The sequence below is a fragment of the Streptomyces sp. NPDC021080 genome, from assembly GCF_044333225.1.
Lineage (GTDB): Bacteria > Actinomycetota > Actinomycetes > Streptomycetales > Streptomycetaceae > Streptomyces.
The window spans coordinates 189,016-209,172 of the sequence record NZ_JBIRQM010000005.1; the positions used below are offsets into that span (position 1 = coordinate 189,016).

The 20,157-nt window shown below is 73.6% G+C and carries 17 protein-coding genes; 10 read left to right on the forward strand and 7 right to left on the reverse strand.

What is annotated here, in order from left to right; genetic code table 11:
- Positions 1–207 precede the first annotated feature (207 nt).
- The 3 genes from ACH4S8_RS14135 (at position 208) to ACH4S8_RS14145 (ending at position 4,296) form a co-directional block, all read left to right on the forward strand.
- Positions 208–1,659 carry a hypothetical protein gene (locus ACH4S8_RS14135; protein ID WP_398393472.1) on the forward strand — a complete coding sequence of 484 codons (1,452 nt, stop codon included), beginning with the start codon at positions 208–210 and terminating at the stop codon, positions 1,657–1,659.
- 94 nt (positions 1,660–1,753) lie between these two features.
- Positions 1,754–3,061 carry an AAA family ATPase gene (locus ACH4S8_RS14140; RefSeq protein ID WP_398393474.1) on the forward strand — a complete coding sequence of 436 codons (1,308 nt, stop codon included), beginning with the start codon at positions 1,754–1,756 and terminating at the stop codon, positions 3,059–3,061.
- Positions 3,058–4,296 carry a VWA-like domain-containing protein gene (locus tag ACH4S8_RS14145; protein WP_398393477.1) on the forward strand — a complete coding sequence of 413 codons (1,239 nt, stop codon included), beginning with the start codon at positions 3,058–3,060 and terminating at the stop codon, positions 4,294–4,296. Before ACH4S8_RS14140 ends, ACH4S8_RS14145 begins: the two co-directional genes overlap by 4 nt.
- A gap of 101 nt (positions 4,297–4,397) precedes the next feature.
- Here ACH4S8_RS14145 and ACH4S8_RS14150 read toward each other — a convergent pair whose 3' ends face one another.
- The 3 genes from ACH4S8_RS14150 to ACH4S8_RS14160 form a co-directional block, all read right to left on the reverse strand.
- Positions 4,398–5,189: an SDR family NAD(P)-dependent oxidoreductase gene (locus ACH4S8_RS14150; RefSeq protein WP_398393479.1), complete on the reverse strand. Its 792-nt coding sequence runs from the start codon at positions 5,187–5,189 to the stop codon at positions 4,398–4,400.
- 213 nt (positions 5,190–5,402) lie between these two features.
- Entirely contained in the window at positions 5,403–7,145 is a 1,743-nt protein-coding gene (locus ACH4S8_RS14155; protein WP_398393481.1) for a hypothetical protein, read from the reverse strand.
- Positions 7,146–7,243: 98 nt separating this feature from the next.
- Entirely contained in the window at positions 7,244–7,663 is a 420-nt protein-coding gene (locus ACH4S8_RS14160) for a molybdopterin-binding protein (protein WP_398393483.1), read from the reverse strand.
- Between the two features lie 175 nt (positions 7,664–7,838).
- On the opposite strand from ACH4S8_RS14160, the gene ACH4S8_RS14165 reads away from it, so the two are divergent.
- The 4 genes from ACH4S8_RS14165 (at position 7,839) to ACH4S8_RS14180 (ending at position 10,554) form a co-directional block, all read left to right on the forward strand.
- The gene (locus ACH4S8_RS14165) at positions 7,839–8,228 is read left to right on the forward strand and encodes a cell division protein SepF (RefSeq protein WP_398393485.1); all 390 of its coding nucleotides are present in this window, start codon (positions 7,839–7,841) and stop codon (positions 8,226–8,228) included.
- Between the two features lie 96 nt (positions 8,229–8,324).
- Positions 8,325–9,482, forward strand: a complete 1,158-nt coding sequence (locus tag ACH4S8_RS14170; protein ID WP_398393487.1) for an AAA family ATPase — start codon at positions 8,325–8,327, stop codon at positions 9,480–9,482.
- A 66-nt stretch (positions 9,483–9,548) separates the two neighbouring features.
- Entirely contained in the window at positions 9,549–9,881 is a 333-nt protein-coding gene (locus ACH4S8_RS14175) for a nucleotide pyrophosphohydrolase (RefSeq protein WP_398393489.1), read from the forward strand.
- Positions 9,882–10,074: 193 nt separating this feature from the next.
- On the forward strand, positions 10,075–10,554 hold the full coding sequence (locus ACH4S8_RS14180; protein ID WP_398393491.1) for a DUF6099 family protein: 480 nt from the start codon (positions 10,075–10,077) through the stop codon (positions 10,552–10,554).
- Between the two features lie 119 nt (positions 10,555–10,673).
- On the opposite strand, the gene ACH4S8_RS14185 is transcribed toward ACH4S8_RS14180, so the two are convergent.
- Both ACH4S8_RS14185 and ACH4S8_RS14190 read right to left on the reverse strand, forming a co-directional pair.
- A complete protein-coding gene (locus ACH4S8_RS14185) occupies positions 10,674–11,597 on the reverse strand; it encodes an LLM class F420-dependent oxidoreductase (RefSeq protein ID WP_398393493.1) in 924 nt (307 codons plus the stop codon).
- 74 nt (positions 11,598–11,671) lie between these two features.
- Positions 11,672–12,388 (reverse strand): SDR family oxidoreductase, encoded by a 717-nt coding sequence (locus ACH4S8_RS14190; RefSeq protein ID WP_398393495.1) that lies wholly within the window; start codon positions 12,386–12,388, stop codon positions 11,672–11,674.
- A 188-nt stretch (positions 12,389–12,576) separates the two neighbouring features.
- Here ACH4S8_RS14190 and ACH4S8_RS14195 point away from each other — a divergent pair, with 188 nt between their 5' ends.
- The 3 genes from ACH4S8_RS14195 (at position 12,577) to ACH4S8_RS14205 (ending at position 17,549) form a co-directional block, all read left to right on the forward strand.
- Positions 12,577–13,200: a TetR/AcrR family transcriptional regulator gene (locus ACH4S8_RS14195; protein ID WP_398393497.1), complete on the forward strand. Its 624-nt coding sequence runs from the start codon at positions 12,577–12,579 to the stop codon at positions 13,198–13,200.
- A gap of 315 nt (positions 13,201–13,515) precedes the next feature.
- Positions 13,516–15,009, forward strand: coding sequence for a 3' terminal RNA ribose 2'-O-methyltransferase Hen1 (locus ACH4S8_RS14200; RefSeq protein WP_398393499.1), 1,494 nt, complete (start codon positions 13,516–13,518; stop codon positions 15,007–15,009).
- Positions 15,006–17,549 (forward strand): polynucleotide kinase-phosphatase, encoded by a 2,544-nt coding sequence (locus ACH4S8_RS14205; protein WP_398393501.1) that lies wholly within the window; start codon positions 15,006–15,008, stop codon positions 17,547–17,549. The genes ACH4S8_RS14200 and ACH4S8_RS14205 overlap by 4 nt, the downstream gene beginning before the upstream one ends.
- 521 nt (positions 17,550–18,070) lie before the next feature.
- Here ACH4S8_RS14205 and ACH4S8_RS14210 read toward each other — a convergent pair.
- Together ACH4S8_RS14210 and ACH4S8_RS14215 are read right to left on the reverse strand one after the other, a co-directional pair.
- On the reverse strand, positions 18,071–18,964 hold the full coding sequence (locus ACH4S8_RS14210; protein WP_398393503.1) for a hypothetical protein: 894 nt from the start codon (positions 18,962–18,964) through the stop codon (positions 18,071–18,073).
- The gene (locus tag ACH4S8_RS14215; RefSeq protein WP_398393505.1) at positions 18,961–20,040 is read right to left on the reverse strand and encodes an SPFH domain-containing protein; all 1,080 of its coding nucleotides are present in this window, start codon (positions 20,038–20,040) and stop codon (positions 18,961–18,963) included. Before ACH4S8_RS14215 ends, ACH4S8_RS14210 begins: the two co-directional genes overlap by 4 nt.
- Positions 20,041–20,157: the final 117 nt, after the last annotated feature.

Genomic DNA, 20,157 nt, shown 5'->3' on the forward strand with positions numbered 1-20,157 from the left:
CCTGTGGCGGCGGCCTTCTCCGGCGGCGTCCGTCGTCCTCCGTCGTTCTCTGTTGTCCTCCGGCGTCCTCCGGCATCCGTCGGAGGACGCCGGAGCGGTGCGCGGGCGAAACCACCTGACAGATCGTCGGCGCCGGGTTACGCTCGCCCCGATGATGACTTCCTCTCCCGTCAGATTGGGGGCCCCGTCCGCGCAAGGTGAGTGCTGATGCTCACTTCGACCGCGTACGAGGATTCCCTCCTCTCCTTCTGGCCGCGTGTGCGTGACTTCGCCGTGCCGCCCACCATGATCGAGACCGCCACCGCCCGCCGCCGTCGCGGGGACTGGGCCGGGGCATGCGCTGCCGCAGGCGTCGACATCGACTTCGATCTGCGTTCGCTGGCACGGACCCACGGCCGCGAACTGGTGTCCCGGCTCCGCCTCGATCTCCGCCATCTGGCTCCCGACCTGCTGCGCTGGCACATGCCGAGAGTCGCCCCCGACGGACTGCTGCGTCCCGGCCTGACGATCACTCTGGCCCGGTACGACCGTGCCGCGCGCGACGGCGTGCACCCCGTGCACCTCGTGGTCCGCACTCCGCCTGCCTGGGCGGACGGCGGCCAGCGGATCGGCCTCGCCCTGTGGGAGGGCACCCCCGGCGCGCCCCGCGACCGCTTCTCCTTCGACACCGGAGCCCGCCGCCATCCCCATCCCCGTCCCAGTCGGCGGTACCGCCTCGACCTGCACCGCCACCTGTGGGACACCCGCAGGACCGACGAGCTGCGGGTCCGTTCCGGTGCCGACCTGCCGACGGCCGACCTGCCGACGGGCGACACCCGTCCGGGCGACGGGGATCCAGCGGGGCCGGTGCCCTCGGACCTCGGCTGCGCCGTCGGCCGGTGGGCGGACGAGGCGGCGATCCTGCTGGCCGACGAGGGGCGTACGACCGGGACCGTCACCGTGCGGCTCGGAATCCGCCGGCGGCTGCTCCTGGACGTGGCCGCGGACCCGGAACGGGCCGGGCCGCCCGCACTGCGGATCACCGCCGGGCCCGCCGACGGGAGCGGCGCCGGCCTCACGGCGCCGGCCCTGCCCGACGCGGCGACCTGGGTGCTGCCCGACCTGGCGCTGATCCGCGCCGGGGTCGTCGAGGCCGGACGGCTGCATCCGCTGGTCGCCTCGGCGCTGGCCCCGGAACACACCCCGGCCGGACCCGGATCCGGCGGAGGAGCGGATCCGGCGGGGGCGCATCGTCTCGTGGAATGCCGGGGAGCCCTGCACCGGATCGGCCTGGTCGACGGCGTGCTCGCGCCGCTCGACCACGATCCGGCCGAGATCCGCCGGGAAGAGCTGCTGGTCGCGCTGACCGGCACACCGCTTCCCTGCCTCCGGGTCATCGACGAGGCACACCGTCGGCCGCACTGCCTCTCCGGCGTCCGCGAACGGCTGCGCCACGGCGACACCGCCGGTGCGCTGGCCGTCGTGGAGGGACTGCTGGGCCCCGAGGCCGTGCTGCGCGACGGCGCCCTGCGGGACGAACTCCAGGCCGCCGCGCTGCGGCGCGTCACCTACGGACTGTTCAGGGCGGGCCTGACCGGTCCCGGACCCGACCGTCTCTCCCGGGGACCCGCCCGGCCCCGCGGCCACCGTTCCCACCCGCGTGACACGACCGGCCGCTGACCGCTCGTCCACCGCCCGCTGAAAGCCAGTCGACCGCCACGGGGCCACGTCATGCCCCCGGGCGGCCCGTTCACGAACCCAAAGGTGATCAGACATGCCCACAAGCACCCCGCTCGCCGAGGCCGAGACGCTCGCCGCCCCGGCCCGCACCGTCCGACCCGACGCCGCCGACCCACGCGTCGACCCGTCCGGGGCCACGCAACTCGCCGTGGCCGACGCCCTGTCGGCGCTGCTCCGCGACACCGGAACGGAGCCGCGCCCCGACAGTCAGCTGGAGGCGCTGACCCTCGCCGTCGCCGCCGACCTGCCCGTCCTCCTGTGGGGTGAGCCGGGGATCGGCAAGACCGCGGCCCTGACCCAGCTCGCCGAGACCCTGGACCTGCCCCTGACCACGGTGATCGCCAGCGTCCACGAGCCCTCCGACTTCTCGGGGCTGCCCGTCCTCGGCGACGACCCCGCCGAACAGGGCGTTCCCATGGCCCCGCCGGACTGGGCGGTGCGGCTCGTCCGCGCCGGCCGCGGACTGCTGTTCCTGGACGAACTGTCCACCGCACCCCCGGCCGTTCAGGCCGCCCTGCTCCGCCTCGTCCTGGAGCGGCGCATCGGAGCCCTCCGACTCCCGCCCGGGGTACGGATCGTGGCCGCCGCGAACCCGCGCTCCTCGGCCGCCGACGGCTGGGAACTGAGCCCGCCGCTGGCCAACCGCTTCGTCCATCTCCAATGGGTCCACGACCACGACGTCGTCGTACGCGGGCTCGGCGGCACCTGGCCGCGCGCGACCCTGCCCCGGCTCGACCCGCACAAGCTCCCGGAGGCCGTCGACTTCGCCCGCCGCGCGGTGTGCGGACTCCTCGCCGCCCGTCCCGGGCTCGTCCACCGGCTGCCCAGCAGCGAGACCCGGCGGGGCGGCGCCTGGCCCTCGCCCCGGAGCTGGGAGACGACCCTGAGGCTCATCGCCTTCGCACATGCCGCCGGCTCCTCACGGGACGTGCTCTCCCTGCTGGTCAGGGGCGCCGTCGGCGACGGTCCCGGGCTGGAACTGCTGGCGAGCGTGGACCGCATGGACCTGCCCGACCCCGAGACCCTGCTCGCCGACCCCGCGGGCGCCGTCCTGCCCGAGCGGGGTGATCTGCGCCAGGCCGTCCTCGACGGCGTGGTGGCCGCGGTCCGCAAGCGGCCCGACAGGGACCGCTGGGACGCGGCCTGGGCACTGCTCGTACGGGCCCTGGACACCGGCGCCCCGGACCTGGTGGTCGTTCCCGCGACCACGCTGGCGACGCTGCGCCAGGAGGACTGGGACGTCCCGGCCTCCATCGAGCGGCTGGCCGGAGCGGTGGCGCTGTCCCGGCGCGCCGACGACGCGGCGTCCCGCGTCGCGGTCGCCGCCCAGGCCCTGCGATGACGGCGACCGCGCCACGGGCGCTGGACCTGGAGAAGCTCTACGCCGCCCGTCTGCAGGCCGCGCGGGCCCGGCCCTATCTGGCGACGGCGCTGTTCGCCCTGAGCACCGTCGAGTCGCGGTGGGTGCCGACGATGGCCGTCGACCGGTACTGGCGGTGCTACGTCTCACCGGGGTTCGTGGACCGTACGCCCGTGGAGGACCTGGCGGGGGTCTGGGTGCACGAGGTGTCGCACCTGCTGCGCGACCATCACGGCCGCAGCGAGCGGTTCGCCCGCGAACACGGACTCACCGGCCCGGCGGAGCGGCTGCGGATGAACATCGCCGCCGACTGCGAGATCAACGACGACGCGTTCGGCGAGGGGCTGGCCCGGCCCGAGGGCGCCGTCACGCCGGAGTTCCTGAACCTGCCCGCCGGGGAGCTCATGGAGGAGTACCTCCGCCGGTTCCGGCTCGGGCCGCACACGCAGAGCCTGGCCTGGCTGGACTGCGGCAGCGGCGCCGACGGGCGCGAACGGGAGTGGGACCTCGGGCCGGGCGGCGCGCACGGCCTCAGCGCGCAGGAGCGCGACGCGGTCCGGTTCCGGGTCGCGCAGGGCATCAAGGCCCGGCCCGGCAAGAACCCCGCGGGATGGGAGCGATGGGCGGAGGAGGCCTTCCAGCAGCCGCAGCCGTGGCGGGAGCTGCTGGGGGCGGCGGTCCGCTCCGCGGCCTCGGGGCCCGGGGCGGGGGAGGACTACACGTACGGCCGCCCGTCGCGGCGCTCGGCCTCGGTGCCCGGGGCCGTCCTGCCGAGCCTGCGCCGCAGACCGCCGAGGGTCTCGGTGGTCATCGACACCTCGGGATCGGTCAGCGACGCGGAGCTGGGCAGCGCCCTTCTGGAGGTCTCCGCGATCTCCCGCGCCGTGGGCGGCCGCCGCGACCTGGTCACCGTGGTCTCGTGCGACGCCGCGGCAGGCGTCGCGCACCCGCTGTGCCGGGCCGAGGGCATTCCGCTCCTGGGCGGCGGCGGCACGGATCTGCGCTCGGGATTCACCGCGGCGCTACGGGTCAGGCCGGGCCCCGACGTCATCGTGGTCCTGACCGACGGACAGACTCCCTGGCCGAAGTCGCGGCCCCCGTGCCGGACGGTCGTGGGTCTGTTCTCCCGCGGGTCGGGCGGTTCATGGGACGAGAACGATCCCGACTACGTCCCCGACGAGCCGCCCGCCTGGGCACGCGTGGTGGAGATCGGCTGAGGGTGTCGATCCGATGCCCTCACGGGCCGTATCCCGCTACAGGCTGCATTCCCTGCAGGTGGTGTCCCGTGACAGGTCGCCTTCCCCGCAGGCTGCTCCCCCTACAGGCTGTATCCCCCGTCCACCCCCAGCGCCTGCCCGGTGATGAAGCCCGCGCGGTCCGACGCCAGGAACGCGACGGCCTCGGCGACGTCCCTCGCGGAACCGAAGCGGCGCAGCGGGGTGTTGCGGCGGGTGATCTCCAGCGCCGTGTCGTCGAGTTCGCCGGAACCGATCAGACGGGCGGCGATGCCGTCGGTCAGCATGCCGGGGCCGACGCAGTTGACCCGGACGCCGTAGCGCCCCTCCTCGGCGGCCAGGGCGCGGGCGACCGCCTCGACCGCCCCCTTCGGTCCGGCGGAGAGCCCGTCGCGCACCGGATACCGGCGGGTGGCCACGGTGGTCACGGCGACGACGCTGCCCCGGCTCTCCCGCAGCAGCGGCAGCGCGGGATGCACCAGATTGAAGAACGTGCCCGCGTCCGCGTCGAGTTGGGTCCGGAACTCGCTCGGTGCGACCCTGCTCAGGTGGACCATCGGCACATGCGGGCCCGCCGCGTGGACGAGGGTGTGCAGCCCGCCGAGCGCCGCGGCCGTCTCGGCCACGGCGGCGGCGACGGCCTCCTCCTCGCCCAGGTCGAGCCGCAGGGCCCGCACCCGGCGGTCCTGGTCCGCGAACTCCGCCGCCGTCCGCGCGGCGAGCGCCTCGGCGGCCTCCCGGCTGGAGCGATAGGTGAACACCACGTCACTGCCCCGCCCGGCGAGCATCCGCACGATCGCCGCGCCGATGCCTCCGGTGCCGCCCGACACGAACGCGACACCTTCGCGGTGCGAGAAATCCGACGTCTGCGGCATCGGCATCACAGTCCCGGGGATTCGGCGACGACGACCTGACCTTCACGACCTCGTCGGCCCCGGCACCGATCCGGCGCGGATCGGGTGGATGCGGACGCGGCGCGTGTCCGCGTACGGCCGGGCGACGGCCCATTGCAGCACGTGCACGTCCCCGCCGGACAGTCGCGTGCACCGGTTCCCTCTCCCCCGGGGGGGAGGGCGCGGGCCGGATGTTCAGTGCCGGGGCAGCGGCAGGTGGAGGTCCGTGCTCGACAGGGTCATCGGCGACGCCGAGACGGCTCGCAGACGCATGCGGACGCCGGCCCGGGGGAGCGGGAACTTCCCGTCGGGCGGCCGGAGTTCGTAGCGGCCGAACGCGTGTCCGGCCAGGGTGGAGGGGCCGGAGGCCACCGACCAGTAGCGGCTCATGCCCTGGCCCGTGGTCAGCGTGAAATGCGGGCTCAGGGCCGCGTCGCCGAGGTTGGTGACACCGACCGTGAGGCCGGTCAGGGAGTGGGCGGCCCGGCGGGCCTCGGTGACCTGCATGCGCAGCGGGGGCGACCCGGTGGCCGCCAGGGTCACCGCCGCCGCCGACGGGGCCAGCAGCAGGGCGACCGCGGCGATCCGGGCCCCGCGCCGGTGCGGCCCGCGCAGGAAGGCCGGGCGGGGCTGCCACGCGGTCCGGAAGGACTGCCAGGGCGCGGTGATCGCGGCGGCCACCCACAGCGGAGTCATCAGCAGGTAGTAGCCGTCCTGCGAACGGGTCGCCACGTAGAACGCGCACCAGGGCAGCACCGTCGCCGCCGGCCCCAGCCGCCGCACGAACAGCACGAACAGTGCCAGCAGCGCCGCCGCCAGCAGCAGGCTCGCGTGCGCGTACCAGGCCAGGCGGTCGCTGCCGTCGGTGAAGTACAGCGAGATGTCGACCAGTCCCTGCCCGTGGATGTCCGCGTCCTGGGTGAGGGGCAGGGCGATCCCGGAGAGCCAGGAGTGCGGCTCGCTCACGATGAAGTACGCGTTGATCAGCAGCCAGGTGGTGGCGGCGATACCGACGATCCGGCCGACCGCGATCGCCGCCGCCCGTGCGCCGAGGTCGCCGCGGCGCAGCGCGTACACCCCGGCCAGCAGGAACGGGGTGAGGAACCAGGGGAGCTGCTGCGCGGCGCAGGCCGCCCCGAGGCAGGCCGCCCGGGCGATGTCCCCCCGTCCGCCGCCGCCCGTCCGCGGCCATCCCACCACCACCGGGATGAGCAGGGCGCAGGCGAGGATCGCCGGATAGCCGAGCCGTGCGTACGTCGGCAGCAGACCGAGACCGAGACAGGCGATCGTCGCGGCGGACCGCCACGGCACCGGCAGCATCCGCCACATGACGACCGCGCCCGTGATGAGGGCCCCGGTGCCGACCATCGTGGCGGCGGTCGAACCGTGTCCGACCCACAGCAGCGGCGCGGTGAGCATCAGCGCGAGCGGCGGGTAGCCGTACGTGTAGTCGTAGCCGCCGTTCATCGTCGCGGTGAGGGCGACGCCGTGGCCGAAGAGCCAGGGCCACGGACGCCCGTAGACCTGGTGGCCGGTGACGAACTCGTGGGCGGCCTGGGTGGTGAGGACCGACTCGTCGCTGCCCTGGTGGTTCATCACCAGCCCGCACACGACGAGCGTCACCGCGGTCACCAGGACGACGAGGTCGACCCGTGCCAGCGAGCGGCCCCGGCGCACGACGAGGGCCAGTACGCCCGACGCCAGGATCGAGGCGTAGCAGAGCGAGACGATCGCGGCCACGAGGAGCCGGTGGCTCGCGGCCTGCGCCCACAGCGGGCGCGTACCGATGAACAGGCTGATGTCGGCCAGAAGGGTCAGGACGCGGTGCCACTGCGCGGGCGCCTCGTCCGGGTTCCAGCGCGCGGCCGGCCCGCCGGACGGGACCGTCGAAGGGGCCTGGCGGCGCGTCGGCGCCGGCTTGATTTCTGCCGAGTACACGGCCCCATACGCTAATTCCGGCTGGTGAGCGGCGCGCGACGGGACGTGAAGAGTCCGGTGTGAGGCGAGTAAGAGCACCTCTTGGGGCCGTCGGCGCGTCAGGCGTTGGACAGCGACACCTCGGTGGACTTGATGAGCGCGACGACCTCGGAGCCGGCCGAGAGGCCCAGTTCCGCGACCGCGTCCGTGGTGATCGCGGAGGTCAGTTCGCCGCCCGCGACCCGGACCTTGACCTGGGCCATGGCGCCGCCGGAGGTGACGCCGGTGACCGTGCCCGGCAGCTGGTTGCGGATGCTCAGCCCGGCCACCGGGCCGGTCGCGAGGGAGACCTCCGTGGCCTTGACCAGGGCCCGTACGGTGGAGCCGGACGTCAGGCCCAGTTCCTGTACGGCCTCCAGCGTGACGGCCGCGGTGATCTCCTGTCCGGCGTCGAGCCGGACCTTGACCGTCGCCATCACCTCACCGGGGGTGACGGAAGTGACGGTGCCGGGGAGTCTGTTGCGGATGCTCAGGCTCATGGGAAGGCCTCGCTTGCTGTACGGCGCGATGGATACGGGGGTATATGCGTAGCTTGCCGCACGCCTCGGTTTCCGGCCCGGGTCGCGGACCGTGTCGCTGTTCGGCCGAACGGGTGACCATGCGTAAGAATTGCCCGGTGCAGACAACGAGTGCGAGCCAGGACGGGGTGGATCGATGACCGGCCACGACGTCACCGATGAACAGTGGGAAGGGCTCGCCCAGGTCGTTCCGTTGCGCGGCCGGGACGCCTGGCCGTCAGCGGTGCGGCACCGGTCGATCCCCGAGGCCGAGACCGAGACGCGGCGCCGTTTCGTGGTCCTGAGGGTCAACGTCTTCGCGGACGCCCGTGACGTCGCCGAGACGCTCATGTCCGGCATCCCCGTGCTCCTCGACCTGACCGGAGCGGAGACCGAGGTCGCCAAGCGGGTCCTCGACTTCAGCACGGGCGTGGTCTTCGGTCTCGCCAGCGGCATGCACCGGGTGGACCGGAACGTGTTCCTGCTGACGCCCCCGGGGACCGAGGTGCGGGGCCTGATGGAGGGGGCCGGCGTTCCCGGCTTCTGACGGCTCCTGACGTCGATCGGGGGCCTCGTCCCCCGATCGTGGGAAGGTCCCCCGGCTGTAACGGTTCGTCTCGCCGCGGAGAACTACCGTCCGCATATGACTCTGTCCTCGCCGGAAGCTCCCACGGCGGTTCGGGCGCGCCCGGTCCGTCCGGGTCTCACCGAGCTGCGGCTCGCCGCCTTCGCCGCCCACCGCCGTGTCCGGCTCCCGCTCGGACCGCTCACCCTCGTCGCCGGCCCCAGCGGCAGCGGCAAGACGGCCGTCCTGCGGGCCTACGAGGCGCTGGCGCGGCTCGGCGCCGGTGACGGGCTCCACGAGGTGTTCCCGGACCCGGTCGCCTGCGTGCCCGAGCGGTCCCGGCCCGACGCCCAGCACCGCCGGGGCTTCCGCATCGGCTGCACGGTCGACGGACCCGAGGGCCCCGTCCGCCTCGACGTCGCCGTCCAGGCCGAACCCGAACTGCGCGTCGTGGGCGAGCGGTTGTCGGCGGGCGGACGGACCCTGCTGGAGACGGCGCTGCGCGACCCGGGCCGCCCCTTCGTCCAGGCCGCCTGGCACACCGGCGGCTCCTCCCCGGTGACCCGGGTCCCGCTCCCCGACGACCGCCTCGGCACCGCGCTGCTGCCCCTGCGCGTCGCGGGCCGCACCGCGGGGGAGCGCCACGTCCTGGCCGCGGCCGAGCAGATGGTGCTCGCGCTGCGGTCCGTCTACGTCTGTGATCCGGACCCGGCCTCCATGCGGGCCCCCGTTCCGCTCGGCTCCGGTCGGCTGCTGCGCGGCTGCGGCAACCTCGCCGAAGTCCTGCGGCGCACGAGGTCGGAGTGTGGCCACCGGTACGCCCACCTGGTCGCGGCGGCCCGCGCCGGATGCGCCGGCCCGGTCACGGACGTCCTGTCCGAGGTGCTCGGCGACGGCGGCGTCCGCGCGCTCCTCGACCGCGGCGACGGCGTCCGTACGCCGCTCGGGCTGCTCGGGGACGGCGAGTTGAGGTATCTCGCGCTCGCCCTCGTGCTGCTCACCGGGCCCGGTGTCCTGGAGGTCGACCCGGCGGGCGAGGTGCCGGCCGCGTTCCAGTCGCTGACGGTCCTCGCCGACGGCCTCGACCGCGGGCTGGACGCCCGGCAGGCCGGGGAACTGGTGCGGCTGGCGGCGCGGATGTGCGAGCGGGGGCACATCCGGCTGCTGGGCGCGGTGAGCGGGACGACTCGCGCCTCCGGTGCGGCCGGGGTGTCGGTGGTGGACCTGACGCCGTGAGGGAACCGGGCCGGGTGGCGGATCCGAGGCCGTGAGGGAACCGGGCCGGGTGGTAGACCTGAGGCCGTGAGTGAACTGGACGTAGCGACGCTGCAGCGCAGACTGGCCGAGTTCGCGGCCGCACGGAACTGGCAGCCGTACCACACCCCCAAGAACCTGGTCGCCGCCCTGAGCGTGGAGGCCTCCGAACTCGTCGAGATCTTCCAGTGGTTGACGCCGGAGGAGTCGGCCCGCGTGATGCAGGACGCGGACAGCGCGCACCGCGTCACCGACGAGGTCGCGGACGTCCTCGCGTATCTGCTCCAGTTCTGCGAGGTGCTCGGGATCGACCCGCTCGCGGCCCTCGACGCGAAGATCGACCGGAACGAGCGGCGGTTCCCGGCACCGGAGAACCCCTGACGCGCCGGCCGTCACACGGCACGCGCAACGTGGTTCGACACTCTCCGTAGTCGTTTCGTCGGGTCGATGCGATTCCGTGTCCACAGATTTCGGGCTTCCTCTGGCTTTCTGTCTCAAGGGCCCTCACTCTGGGTAGTGAACAAGGGAGTTCGGGCGGACGCGTGAGAGCGCGTCGGACAGACGGGGGCAGCGCATGGAAGCGGTGCGGCTCATCGCGACGAGCAGACGTGCCCTGGCGGACAGCGGCGAGACTCCGGAGGTGTTGGCGGAGGCGTGGCAGGCGCATTCCCTGGCGCAGGCGATCGGCAGCCGCCTCGCCGTGTCCGGACCCCCTGAACTCCGGGGCGAGGCACTGGGGTTGACCGAGCTGGCGGGCCGTGGCTGCGGAGTGCTCGGCGACCACGCCCTCGATGTCGGCGCCTTACGGGCCGCCCGGCTCACGGAGCTGGGCGACGCGCGGGAGGCCCTGCTGTGCCTCGGCGGCCTGCTCGCCGAGGTCGGCATAGCCCTGGTCGGTATCGCCTGCGCGGCGGACGACGAGGGGACCTACTGGCAGTGCATGGAGGCGATCGACGCGGCGGACGAGTCCCGGGACCGCGTCCTGGAGATGCTGAGACGTCTCGCGGTGCGGGACGAGAAACGCGTGGTGGAGCGGGATCCGGCCGCGGGGTAGGCGCCCCGCGAGGCCGCGCCGTCACTCCTGGGGCCCGCGCCCCCGCGCGACCGCCCGGCCGGAAACCGGCCGCGACGCCCGGCCGGTCGGCCGGGCCCGCGGTGCAGACCCGGGTGCGGTCAGTCGAGCTGCGGTGCCACCTCGGAGGCGATCAGGTCCAGGTGGTCGAGGTCGGCGAGGTCGAGCATCTGGAGGTACATCCGCTGTGAACCGACCGCTTGATACCGGGCGATCCGCTCGACGACCTCGGCCGGGGAGCCCGCGAGTCCGTTGGCCTTCAGTTCGTCGACATCGCGGCCGATGGCGTCCGCCCGCCGCCTCACCTCGCTGTCGGTCCGGCCGACACACGCCACCAGGGCGTTGGAGTAGACGAGTTCGTCGGTCTTGCGTCCGGCCTGCTGCAGCGCCGCGCGGACCCGGCCGAACTGCTGCTCCGTGTCGGCGATTCCGGCAAAGGGGATGTTGAACTCGTCCGCGAAGCGCGCCGCGAGCGCGGGCGTCCGCCTGGCCCCGTGGCCGCCGATCAGGACGGGCACCTTCGCCTGTGCGGGCTTGGGCAGCGCGGGCGAGTCCTTGAGCTGGTAATACGTCCCGTCGAAGGTGAACCGCTCGCCGACCGGCGTGCCCCACAGCCCGGTGACGACGGCGAGTTGCTCCTCCAGCCGGCCGAACTTCTCCTTCGGGAACGGAATGCCGTACGCCGTGTGCTCGGCCTCGTACCAGCCCGCACCCAGGCCGAGTTCGACGCGGCCGCCCGACATCTGGTCGACCTGTGCGACCTGGATGGCGAGGACACCGGGGAGGCGAAAGGTTCCGGCAGTCATCAAGGTGCCCAGGCGGATGCGGCTCGTCTCGCGGGCGATGCCGGCCAGGGTGATCCACGCGTCGGTAGGACCGGGGAGCCCGTCGACGGACCCCATGTGCACATAGTGATCAGAGCGGAAGAAGGCTCCGTAATGGAGGTCTTCGGCGGCCTTGGCGACGCGGAGCAGCGTGTCGTAGGTCGCGCCTTGCTGCGGTTCTGTGAAGACTCGAAGATCCATGTATCCATCATGCACCGGTCACAACAGCCGTCCCGTGACGAACCGCTGGCGCATCGTGCCCCGTCCGCGCCGGGTCACCACCTCTGTACGGCGAGCTGCGGGTACAGGTCGCTCAGATCGCCGGAGAGGCTGGCCTTGACCTGGCGGGTGAGCGCGTCCGCGAGGACCTCGTGGGCGTCCGTCTCGATCCCGTCGAGGGCCTGTCCGGCGACACTGTCCGCGGAGACCTTGGGCACGTCGAGGCTCGCGGTCAGGTCCGTGTCGACGTAACCGACGTGCAGCCCGGTGACCTTGATGCCGCGCGGCTGGAGCTCCAGCCGCAGGGCGTTGCTCTGGGACCACAGGGCGGCCTTGGCGGCGCTGTAGCCGTCGGCGCCGGACACCGTGACCCAGGACAGCACGGAGTGGACGGTGAGGACGTGCCCGCCGCCGTTGCGCTCCAGGACCGGGACGAAGGCCCGGGTGGTGAGGAGCGGCCCGAAGAAGTTGATGTCGAACTCGCGCCGTATGTCCTCGACGGGGGAGTCCAGGAACGAGGTGGGGGCCGTCGAGCCCGCGTTGTTGACCAGGATGGTGACGTCCTGGGCCTGCGCGGCGGCGGCCGCGACGGACGCGGGGTCGGTGACCTCCAGGGCCAGCGGCACCGCGTCGGGGTGCCCGACGGTCCGCGGGTCGCGGGCCGTCGCGTAGACCTTCTTGGCGCCGCGTTCGTAGAGGGCGTCCACGAAGGCCTTGCCGATGCCCCGGCTGCCGCCCGTCACAAGTGCCACCGAGCCGTCGATGCTGGTCATGATCTTCTCCTTCTGAGGGCCGCCGGGAACCGGGGATGCGGGGTGCCGGGGGAAACGGTGCGTCCGAAGGGCGGCCGACTGTGCCGTCCGCTGCGTCGGCCCCATCGTAAACCGATCGGTTTTCTCCGTTGACCGCACTGTAAACCGATCGGTTTCCCAGAGGCAAGCGGAGAACGTAAGCTGGGCTCATGACACAGCCGACCTCGACCGCGACCGCCGGTTCACCGACCCGCGACCGGCTGCTCGACGCCGCGGCCGAGCTCTTCTACCGAGAGGGCGTCGGTGTCGGTGTCGAGGCGCTGTGCCGGGTGGCGGGAGTGTCCAAGCGCTCGATGTACCAGCTCTTCGACAGCAAGGACGGCGTGCTGGCGGCGAGCCTGGAGCGCAGCGCGCCCGCGTACCTGGCGTTCCTGCTGCCCCCCGACGACGACCGGGCGCCGCGTGATCGCGTCCTGCACGTCTTCGAACGTCTGGAGGAGATGGCCGCGCGTCCGGACTACCGCGGCTGCCCCTTCGTGGCCGTGAGCGCCGAGCTGAAGGCGCCGGACCATCCCGCGAGCCTGGTGGCCCGCCGCTGCAAGGACGCGCTGACCGCGTTCTTCCGGCAGGAGGCGGAGCGCGGCGGGGCCGGGGACCCGGAGCTTCTCGCGCGCCAGCTGACCGTCGCCTTCGACGGATCGGGCGTCCGGGCCGTCATGCAGGGCCAGGGCCTCGACGGCCTCGCCCTCGCGACCGCCGCCGCCCTGCTCGCCGGTGCGGGGATGAACGGCGCCGACGGTGCCGCGCGCCGCGAACCGGAAACCTCCGGCTGACCTGCCCGAAAGCCCCGGCCGACGGCCTGGAGCCCCTCGACCGCGCCGTCCGGCCGAGGCGAAAAAACCCCGGGTCCACCTGCGGTTTCCGCTGTACGTTGTGGGGGCGCGCCGAGGGCAGGCGTCGCCCCTGCGGTCGGCCGCGGCGCGGCGTGGCCACGGCTGCGGGAGCCGCGGCGGAGCCGGGAGCGGCGACGGCCGAGGCGCGCTCGCCCACGCTGTGGTTCCTCGGCGTCCGGCAGGTGCGCACCGTGCGTCGGCCGGCCGGCCCGCCGGGTCCCCACGGCTCAGAAGACGTTTCGAGGCAGATGCACCGTGTTCCTGACGATCAGTACCACCGGTACCCCAGAGCGGCCCGCGACCGATCTCGGCTTTCTGCTGCACAAGCATCCCGACAACGCGCAGAAGTTCTCGACCTCGTACGGAACGGCCCATGTGCTGTACCCCGAGGCGACCGCCGAACGGTGCACGGCCGCCCTGTTGCTCGAGGTCGACCCGGTGGCGCTGGTCCGGCGGGGCAAGGGCAAGGGGCGCGGCGGCGCTCCTGACGCGGCGCTCGCGCAGTACGTCAACGACCGCCCTTACGCCGCCTCCTCGCTGCTCGCCGTGGCGATCGGCGCCGTCTTCTCCAGCGCGATGAAGGGCCAGTGCACCGCCCGGCCCGAACTGCCGGAGCAGGCCCGGCCGCTGCGCATCGAGGTGCCCGCGCTGCCCGCGCGCGGCGGCGTCGCCCTCGTCCGGGGCCTCTTCGAGCCGCTGGGCTGGACCGTGACGGCCGAGGCCGTCCCGCTCGACGAGCGCTTCCCGGAGTGGGGCGACTCCCGCTACGTACGCCTGGAACTGGAAGCGGAGGGGCTGACGGTCGCCGAGGCCCTGCGCCACCTCTACGTGCTGCTCCCCGTCCTCGACGACGCCAAGCACTACTGGGTGTCGTCCGACGAGGTCGACAAGCTGCTGCGGGCGGGCGAGGGCTGGCTGCCCGACCACCCGGAGCAGAAGCTGATCGCCGGCCGCTATCTCTCCCGGCGCTGGTCGCTGACCCGGGAGGCCTTGGAGCGGCTCGAACTCGCCCGGCTCGCCGAGGCCGACGACATCGCGGTCGAGCAGATCGACAACGCCGTCGACGAGGACACCGACACCGAGGAGAAGCCGGTGCCGCTCGCCGTGCTGCGCCGCGACGCGATCCTTGCCGCACTGCACGCGTCCGGCGCGAGCCGCGTTCTCGATCTCGGCTGCGGACAGGGCCAGTTGGTGCAGGCCATGCTCAAGGACACACGGTTCACCGAGATCGTCGGGGTCGACGTGTCCGTACGCGCGCTCACCATCGCCTCGCGCCGTCTCAAGCTGGACCGCATGGGCGAGCGGCAGGCCTCGCGCGTCCGGCTCGTCCAGGGCTCGCTCGCCTACACCGACCGCCGCCTCAAGGGGTACGACGCCGCCGTGCTCAGCGAGGTGATCGAGCACCTCGACCTGCCCCGGCTGCCCGCCCTGGAGTACGCGGTGTTCGGCTCCGCCCGCCCGCGGACCGTCCTCGTGACGACCCCGAACGTCGAGTACAACGTCCGCTGGGAGACCCTGCCCGCCGGACACTCCCGGCACGGCGACCACCGCTTCGAGTGGACCCGCGAGGAGTTCCGTTCCTGGGCCCGCGAGGTGGCCGGACGGCACGGCTACGACGTGGAGTTCACCCCTGTCGGCCTCGACGACCCCGAGGTCGGCCCGCCCACCCAGATGGCCGTCTTCACCCTGGCCACCGGCACCACCGGCACCACCGGCACCGCGAACCCGAAGGAGGAGAAGGCCGCATGAGCGAGCGACACGACCAGGGGCGCGTCCTGCCCGTCACCGACCTCTCCCTCGTGGTGCTGATCGGCGCCTCGGGTTCCGGCAAGTCGACCTTCGCCCGAAGGCACTTCAAGCCGACGGAGGTCATCTCCAGCGACTTCTGCCGGGGCCTGGTGGCCGACGACGAGAACGACCAGAGCGCCAGTGGCGACGCCTTCGACGTCCTGCACTACATCGCGGGCAAGCGGCTCGCGGCCGGCCGCCGGACCGTCGTCGACGCCACCAGCGTCCAGCAGGACAGCCGCCGCCAGTTGATCGAGCTGGCCAGGAAGTACGACGTGCTGCCCATCGCCATCGTGCTCGACGTGCCCGAGGACGTCTGCGCCGAGCGCAACGCGGCGCGCGCCGACCGGGCCGGGATGCCGCGCCGCGTGATCCAGCGCCACACCCGCGAACTGCGGCGCTCGCTGCGCTCCTTGGAGCGTGAGGGCTTCCGCAAGGTGCACGTCCTGCGCGGGGTGGCGGACGTCGAGAACGCGACGGTGGTGACCGAGAGGCGGTTCAACGACCTGACCCACCTCACCGGCCCGTTCGACATCGTCGGCGACATCCACGGCTGCGCCTCCGAGCTGGAGACCCTGCTCGGCAAGCTCGGCTACGCCGACGGCGTGCACCCCGAGGGCCGTACGGCCGTCTTCGTGGGCGACCTCGTCGACCGCGGCCCCGACTCGCCCGGCGTGCTGCGCCGCGTGATGTCCATGGTCGCCTCCGGCAACGCCCTGTGCGTGCCCGGCAACCACGAGAACAAGCTCGGCCGCTACCTCAAGGGCCGCCAGGTCCAGCACACGCACGGACTCGCCGAGACCATCGAGCAGATGGACGCGGAGAGCGAGGAGTTCCGCGCCTCGGTACGGGAGTTCGTCGACGGACTGGTCAGCCACTACGTCCTCGACGGCGGGCGTCTCGTCGTCTGCCACGCCGGCCTGCCCGAGAAGTACCACGGCCGCACCTCCGGCCGGGTGCGCTCGCACGCCCTGTACGGCGACACGACGGGGGAGACCGACGAGTTCGGGCTGCCCGTGCGCTACCCGTGGGCGGAGGACTACCGGGGCCGTGCCGCGGTGGTCTACGGCCACACCCCGGTCCCCAACGCGACCTGGCTCAACAACACCATCTGCCTGGACACCGGCGCCGTGTTCGGCGGCAAGCTCAGCGCGCTGCGCTGGCCGGAGCGCGAGCTCGTCGACGTACCCGCCGAGCGGGTCTGGTACGAGCCGACCAAGCCGCTGGCCACCGAGGCGCCGGGCGGCCACGAGGGCCGTCCGCTGGACCTCGCGGACGTGCACGGCCGCAGGGCCGTCGAGACCCGGCACGCCGGACGGGTGGCCGTCCGGGAGGAGAACGCGGCGGCCGCGCTGGAGGTCATGAGCCGCTTCGCGGTGGACCCCCGGCTGCTTCCGTACCTCCCGCCGACCATGGCGCCGACCGCGACCTCGCACGTCGAGGGCTATCTGGAGCACCCCGCCGAGGCCTTCGCCCAGTACCAGGAGGACGGGGTCGCGCGGGTCGTGTGCGAGGAGAAGCACATGGGGTCGCGCGCGGTGGCCCTGGTCTGCCGAGACGCGGACGCGGCGCGTGGGCGGTTCGGCGTCGACGGCCCCACCGGGTCGCTGTACACCCGTACCGGCCGTCCCTTCTTCGACGACGCCGCCGTCACCGAGGAGATCCTCGGCCGGGTGCGCGCCGCCGCGACCGAGGCCGGGCTCTGGGAGGAGCTGAACACCGACTGGGTGCTGCTGGACGCCGAGTTGATGCCGTGGTCGCTGAAGGCGTCCGGGCTGCTGCGCAGTCAGTACGCCGCTGTCGGCGCCGCGTCCGGGGCGGTGTTCCCGGGAGTGCTGAGCGCGCTCGAAGGGGCCGCGGCGCGGGGTGCCGACGTAGCGGAGCTGCTGCGGCGCCAGCGTGAACGGGCCGCGGACGCGGCCGCGTTCACGGAGGCGTACCGCCGCTACTGCTGGACCACGGACGGCCTCGAGGGCGTCCGCCTCGCACCGTTCCAGATCCTGGCCGTCCAGGGCCGGAGCCTCGCCGCGCTGCCGCACGACGAGCAACTCGCTCTGATAGACAGGCTCGTGGAGAACGACGGGAGCGGGCTGCTGCACACCACCCGGCGGCTCTTCGTCGACACCGGTGACCCGGAGTCGGTGCGGGCCGGTGTCGACTGGTGGCTGGAGATGACCGGCCGCGGCGGCGAGGGCATGGTCGTGAAGCCGGTCGGCGCTGTGGTGCGCGGCCCCCAGGGGCGGCTGGTGCAGCCCGGCATCAAGTGCCGGGGGCGCGAGTACCTGCGGATCATCTACGGTCCGGAGTACACCCGCCCGGAGAACCTCGCCCGGCTGCGCGGCCGCTTCCTGAACCACAAGCGGTCCCTGGCCCTCCGCGAGTACGCGCTCGGCCTCGAAGCCCTGGACCGCCTGGCCGAGGGCGAGCCCCTCTGGCGCGTCCACGAGGCGGTCTTCGGAGTCCTGGCCCTGGAATCCGAACCGGTGGACCCCCGCCTGTAGCCGACCCCCTACCGGACAGGCCGCTGTGTCCCGGGTGGGGGGGAGCCCCGCAAGGGGCGCGAGGAACGGCGCGCCCAGCCCCCACCGGGCCGGCAGCCGAACCCCGCACCTACCGGGGCCGGCAGCTGCCGACCTCGGTGGGGGGAGCCCCGCAAGGGGCGCGGGGAACGGCGCGCTCAACCCCCACCGGGCCGGCAACCGAATCCTGGACCCACCGGGGTCGATAGTTGCCGACCTCGGTGGGGGAGCCCTGCAAGGGGCGCGGGGAACTGCGCGACCGGCCCCTACCGGGCCGGCAGCCGAACCCCGCACCTACCGGGGCCGGTAGTTGCCGACTCCGGTGGGGGAGCCCTGTAAGGGGCGCGGGGAACGGCGTGACCGGCCCCCACCGGGGCCGCGGTCGAAAAGAACACCCCCACCGGGGGCACGGACCGACCCCGGCCAGGGGGACCCGGGTCCGGGGCGCCGGGGCCCGGCGGGGGTCCGGCGCAGCCCGGCGGCGCGAGGGAGCGAAGCGAACCTCAGCCGACTAGGCGGAGCCGAACCCCGGCCACCCCCACCCGTACCGTCTGCCCCCAGACGAGCTCCACCGCGTCCCCCTCCATCCCGTCCCCGAACACGATGAGCCGGTCCGACTCCACGGTGAGGGACAGCCGCCCGGACGCGGTGAGTTCGCCGGCCACGAGCGAGGTGCCCGTGGCCGGCGAGGGCCAGGCCTCGCGGACGAACCAGAGCAGGCGCTCGTCCGTGGGCCCCGGCAGCGGCAGCCGCTCGCCCCGCTCCTGCCACACCGACCGCAGCCAGCCGGTGGCCCCGGTCCCGGTGCCCACCAGCACCCCGGAGGACGCCTGGGGCTCGACGGCACCCCCGTACTCGTCGAGCCCCAGCCGATAGCGGGCCGTCTGGTGGCCCGCGGCTCCCAGGTAGATCTCGTTGAGCGCGACCAGCCGCTGGGTGTCGTCCGCGACCGCCTCGACCATGGTCAGTTCGTCGGCGCTGCCGCCGTGCGCCGAGGCGAGCAGCGCGCCCGCGTCCCCGGGCCGGTGCCGCACGAGCACGCCCGGATTGCGTCCGGGGTCGGCGTCGATCCCCACCACCGGCTGGCCCTCGAGGTACTTGGCGACGTTCGCGACCAGCCCGTCCTGTCCGACCACGACCACCACGTCCTCCGGCGCGAACAGGAAGCGGTCCAGATCGGCTCGCTCCACCCGCGCCTGACGCCAGGTCAGCGGAATGGCCGACACCACGGCGGCGAGCGCCTCACGGGAGCGCCGGTGCCGTTCGGCCACCTCCGCGATGTCCCGGCCGCGCGAGGACAGGAAGAACGCCGCCTGCCCGTGCGTGCCATGACGAGCCGTCAACTCCTCGTACTCGGTGGTGCGATGGACGATGACGACCCGGGGCGCGAGACTCACGCCGATTCCCCGGCGGTCCCGTTGCCCAGCTTGGCGAGCAGCCCGGTGAGGACGTCGGGCGAGACGGTGAGGTTCTCGATCCGCGGCAGGTTCTCCGCGAGCCGGTTCCCGGTCAGGGCGTGCAGGGTGGCGGCGTCGACCTCGCCGTGGACCCGCAACCAGGCCGCCTGCGCCTCGGCCCGCGCCGCGCCGACCTCGCGTTCCGCCTGTGCCTCGGCCCCCGCGAGCCGCACCTTGCGGGTGGCCTCCGCCTCGGCGAGCCGCAGCGACCGGGTGGCCTCCGCCTCGGCCAGCCGGACCGTGCGGGCCGCCTCCGCCCCGGCCCGCACCGCGTCCGCCGCCGCGAGTTCCTCGGCCTCGCGGCGCGCGTTCGTGCCCTGCTGTTCGACCAACTGCTCCTCGCGCCGGGCGAGTTCGATCCGGCTGGCGAGTTCGTTCTCGGCGATGGCGCGTTCCCGCTCGACGGCGACCGCCCGGCGTTCGTACGTGGCCTTGTCCGCGTCCTGCTGGATCTGCTCGCGGGCGGGGGTGCGCAGCGCCCGTTCCACCTCGGGCTCGGGGCGCAGTGCGACGACCCGCACCGCGACCACCTCGATGCCGGTCGCGGGCAGCCGGGGTTCGGCGGCGAGGCCGTCCGCGATCCGCTCCCGTACCGCCGCGACGCCGTCGACCAGGGCGGACGCCAGCGAGGTACGGGCCAGCACGTCGAGGGCGTGCTGCTGGGCCGTCTCGGTCAGCAGCGAGCCCAACTGCTCCAGCGGGGTGCCGCGCCAGGCGCCGGAGTCGGGGTCTATGGAGAAGTCGATGCGGGAGGCGGCGACGGCCGGGTCGCTGATCCGGTAGGTGACGGTCGCCTGCACCGCGACGTCCTGGAAGTCGGACGTACGGGCGTGGAAGGTCATCGCCAGCTCGCGGTCGTCGACCGGGACTTCGGAGAGCGCCGCGGTCAGCGAGCGGTACCAGAAGCTGAGTCCGGGGCCGTCGTGGACCAGTTGTCCCGACCTGTGGTGCCGGACGTGGGCGGTGGGCGCCCCGCGCAGATGGCGCCAGCCGAGGCGTCGCGTGATGTCGGCCATGAGTACCCCCTCGCGCCGGGCGGTCCCGGCGGCTCCGCTTCTCTCGTTGTCGTCATTGAGACGATAATGAAGAACCCGCTTATCGTCAAGGGGACGAAATGGAGGGTGTGCGGCCGG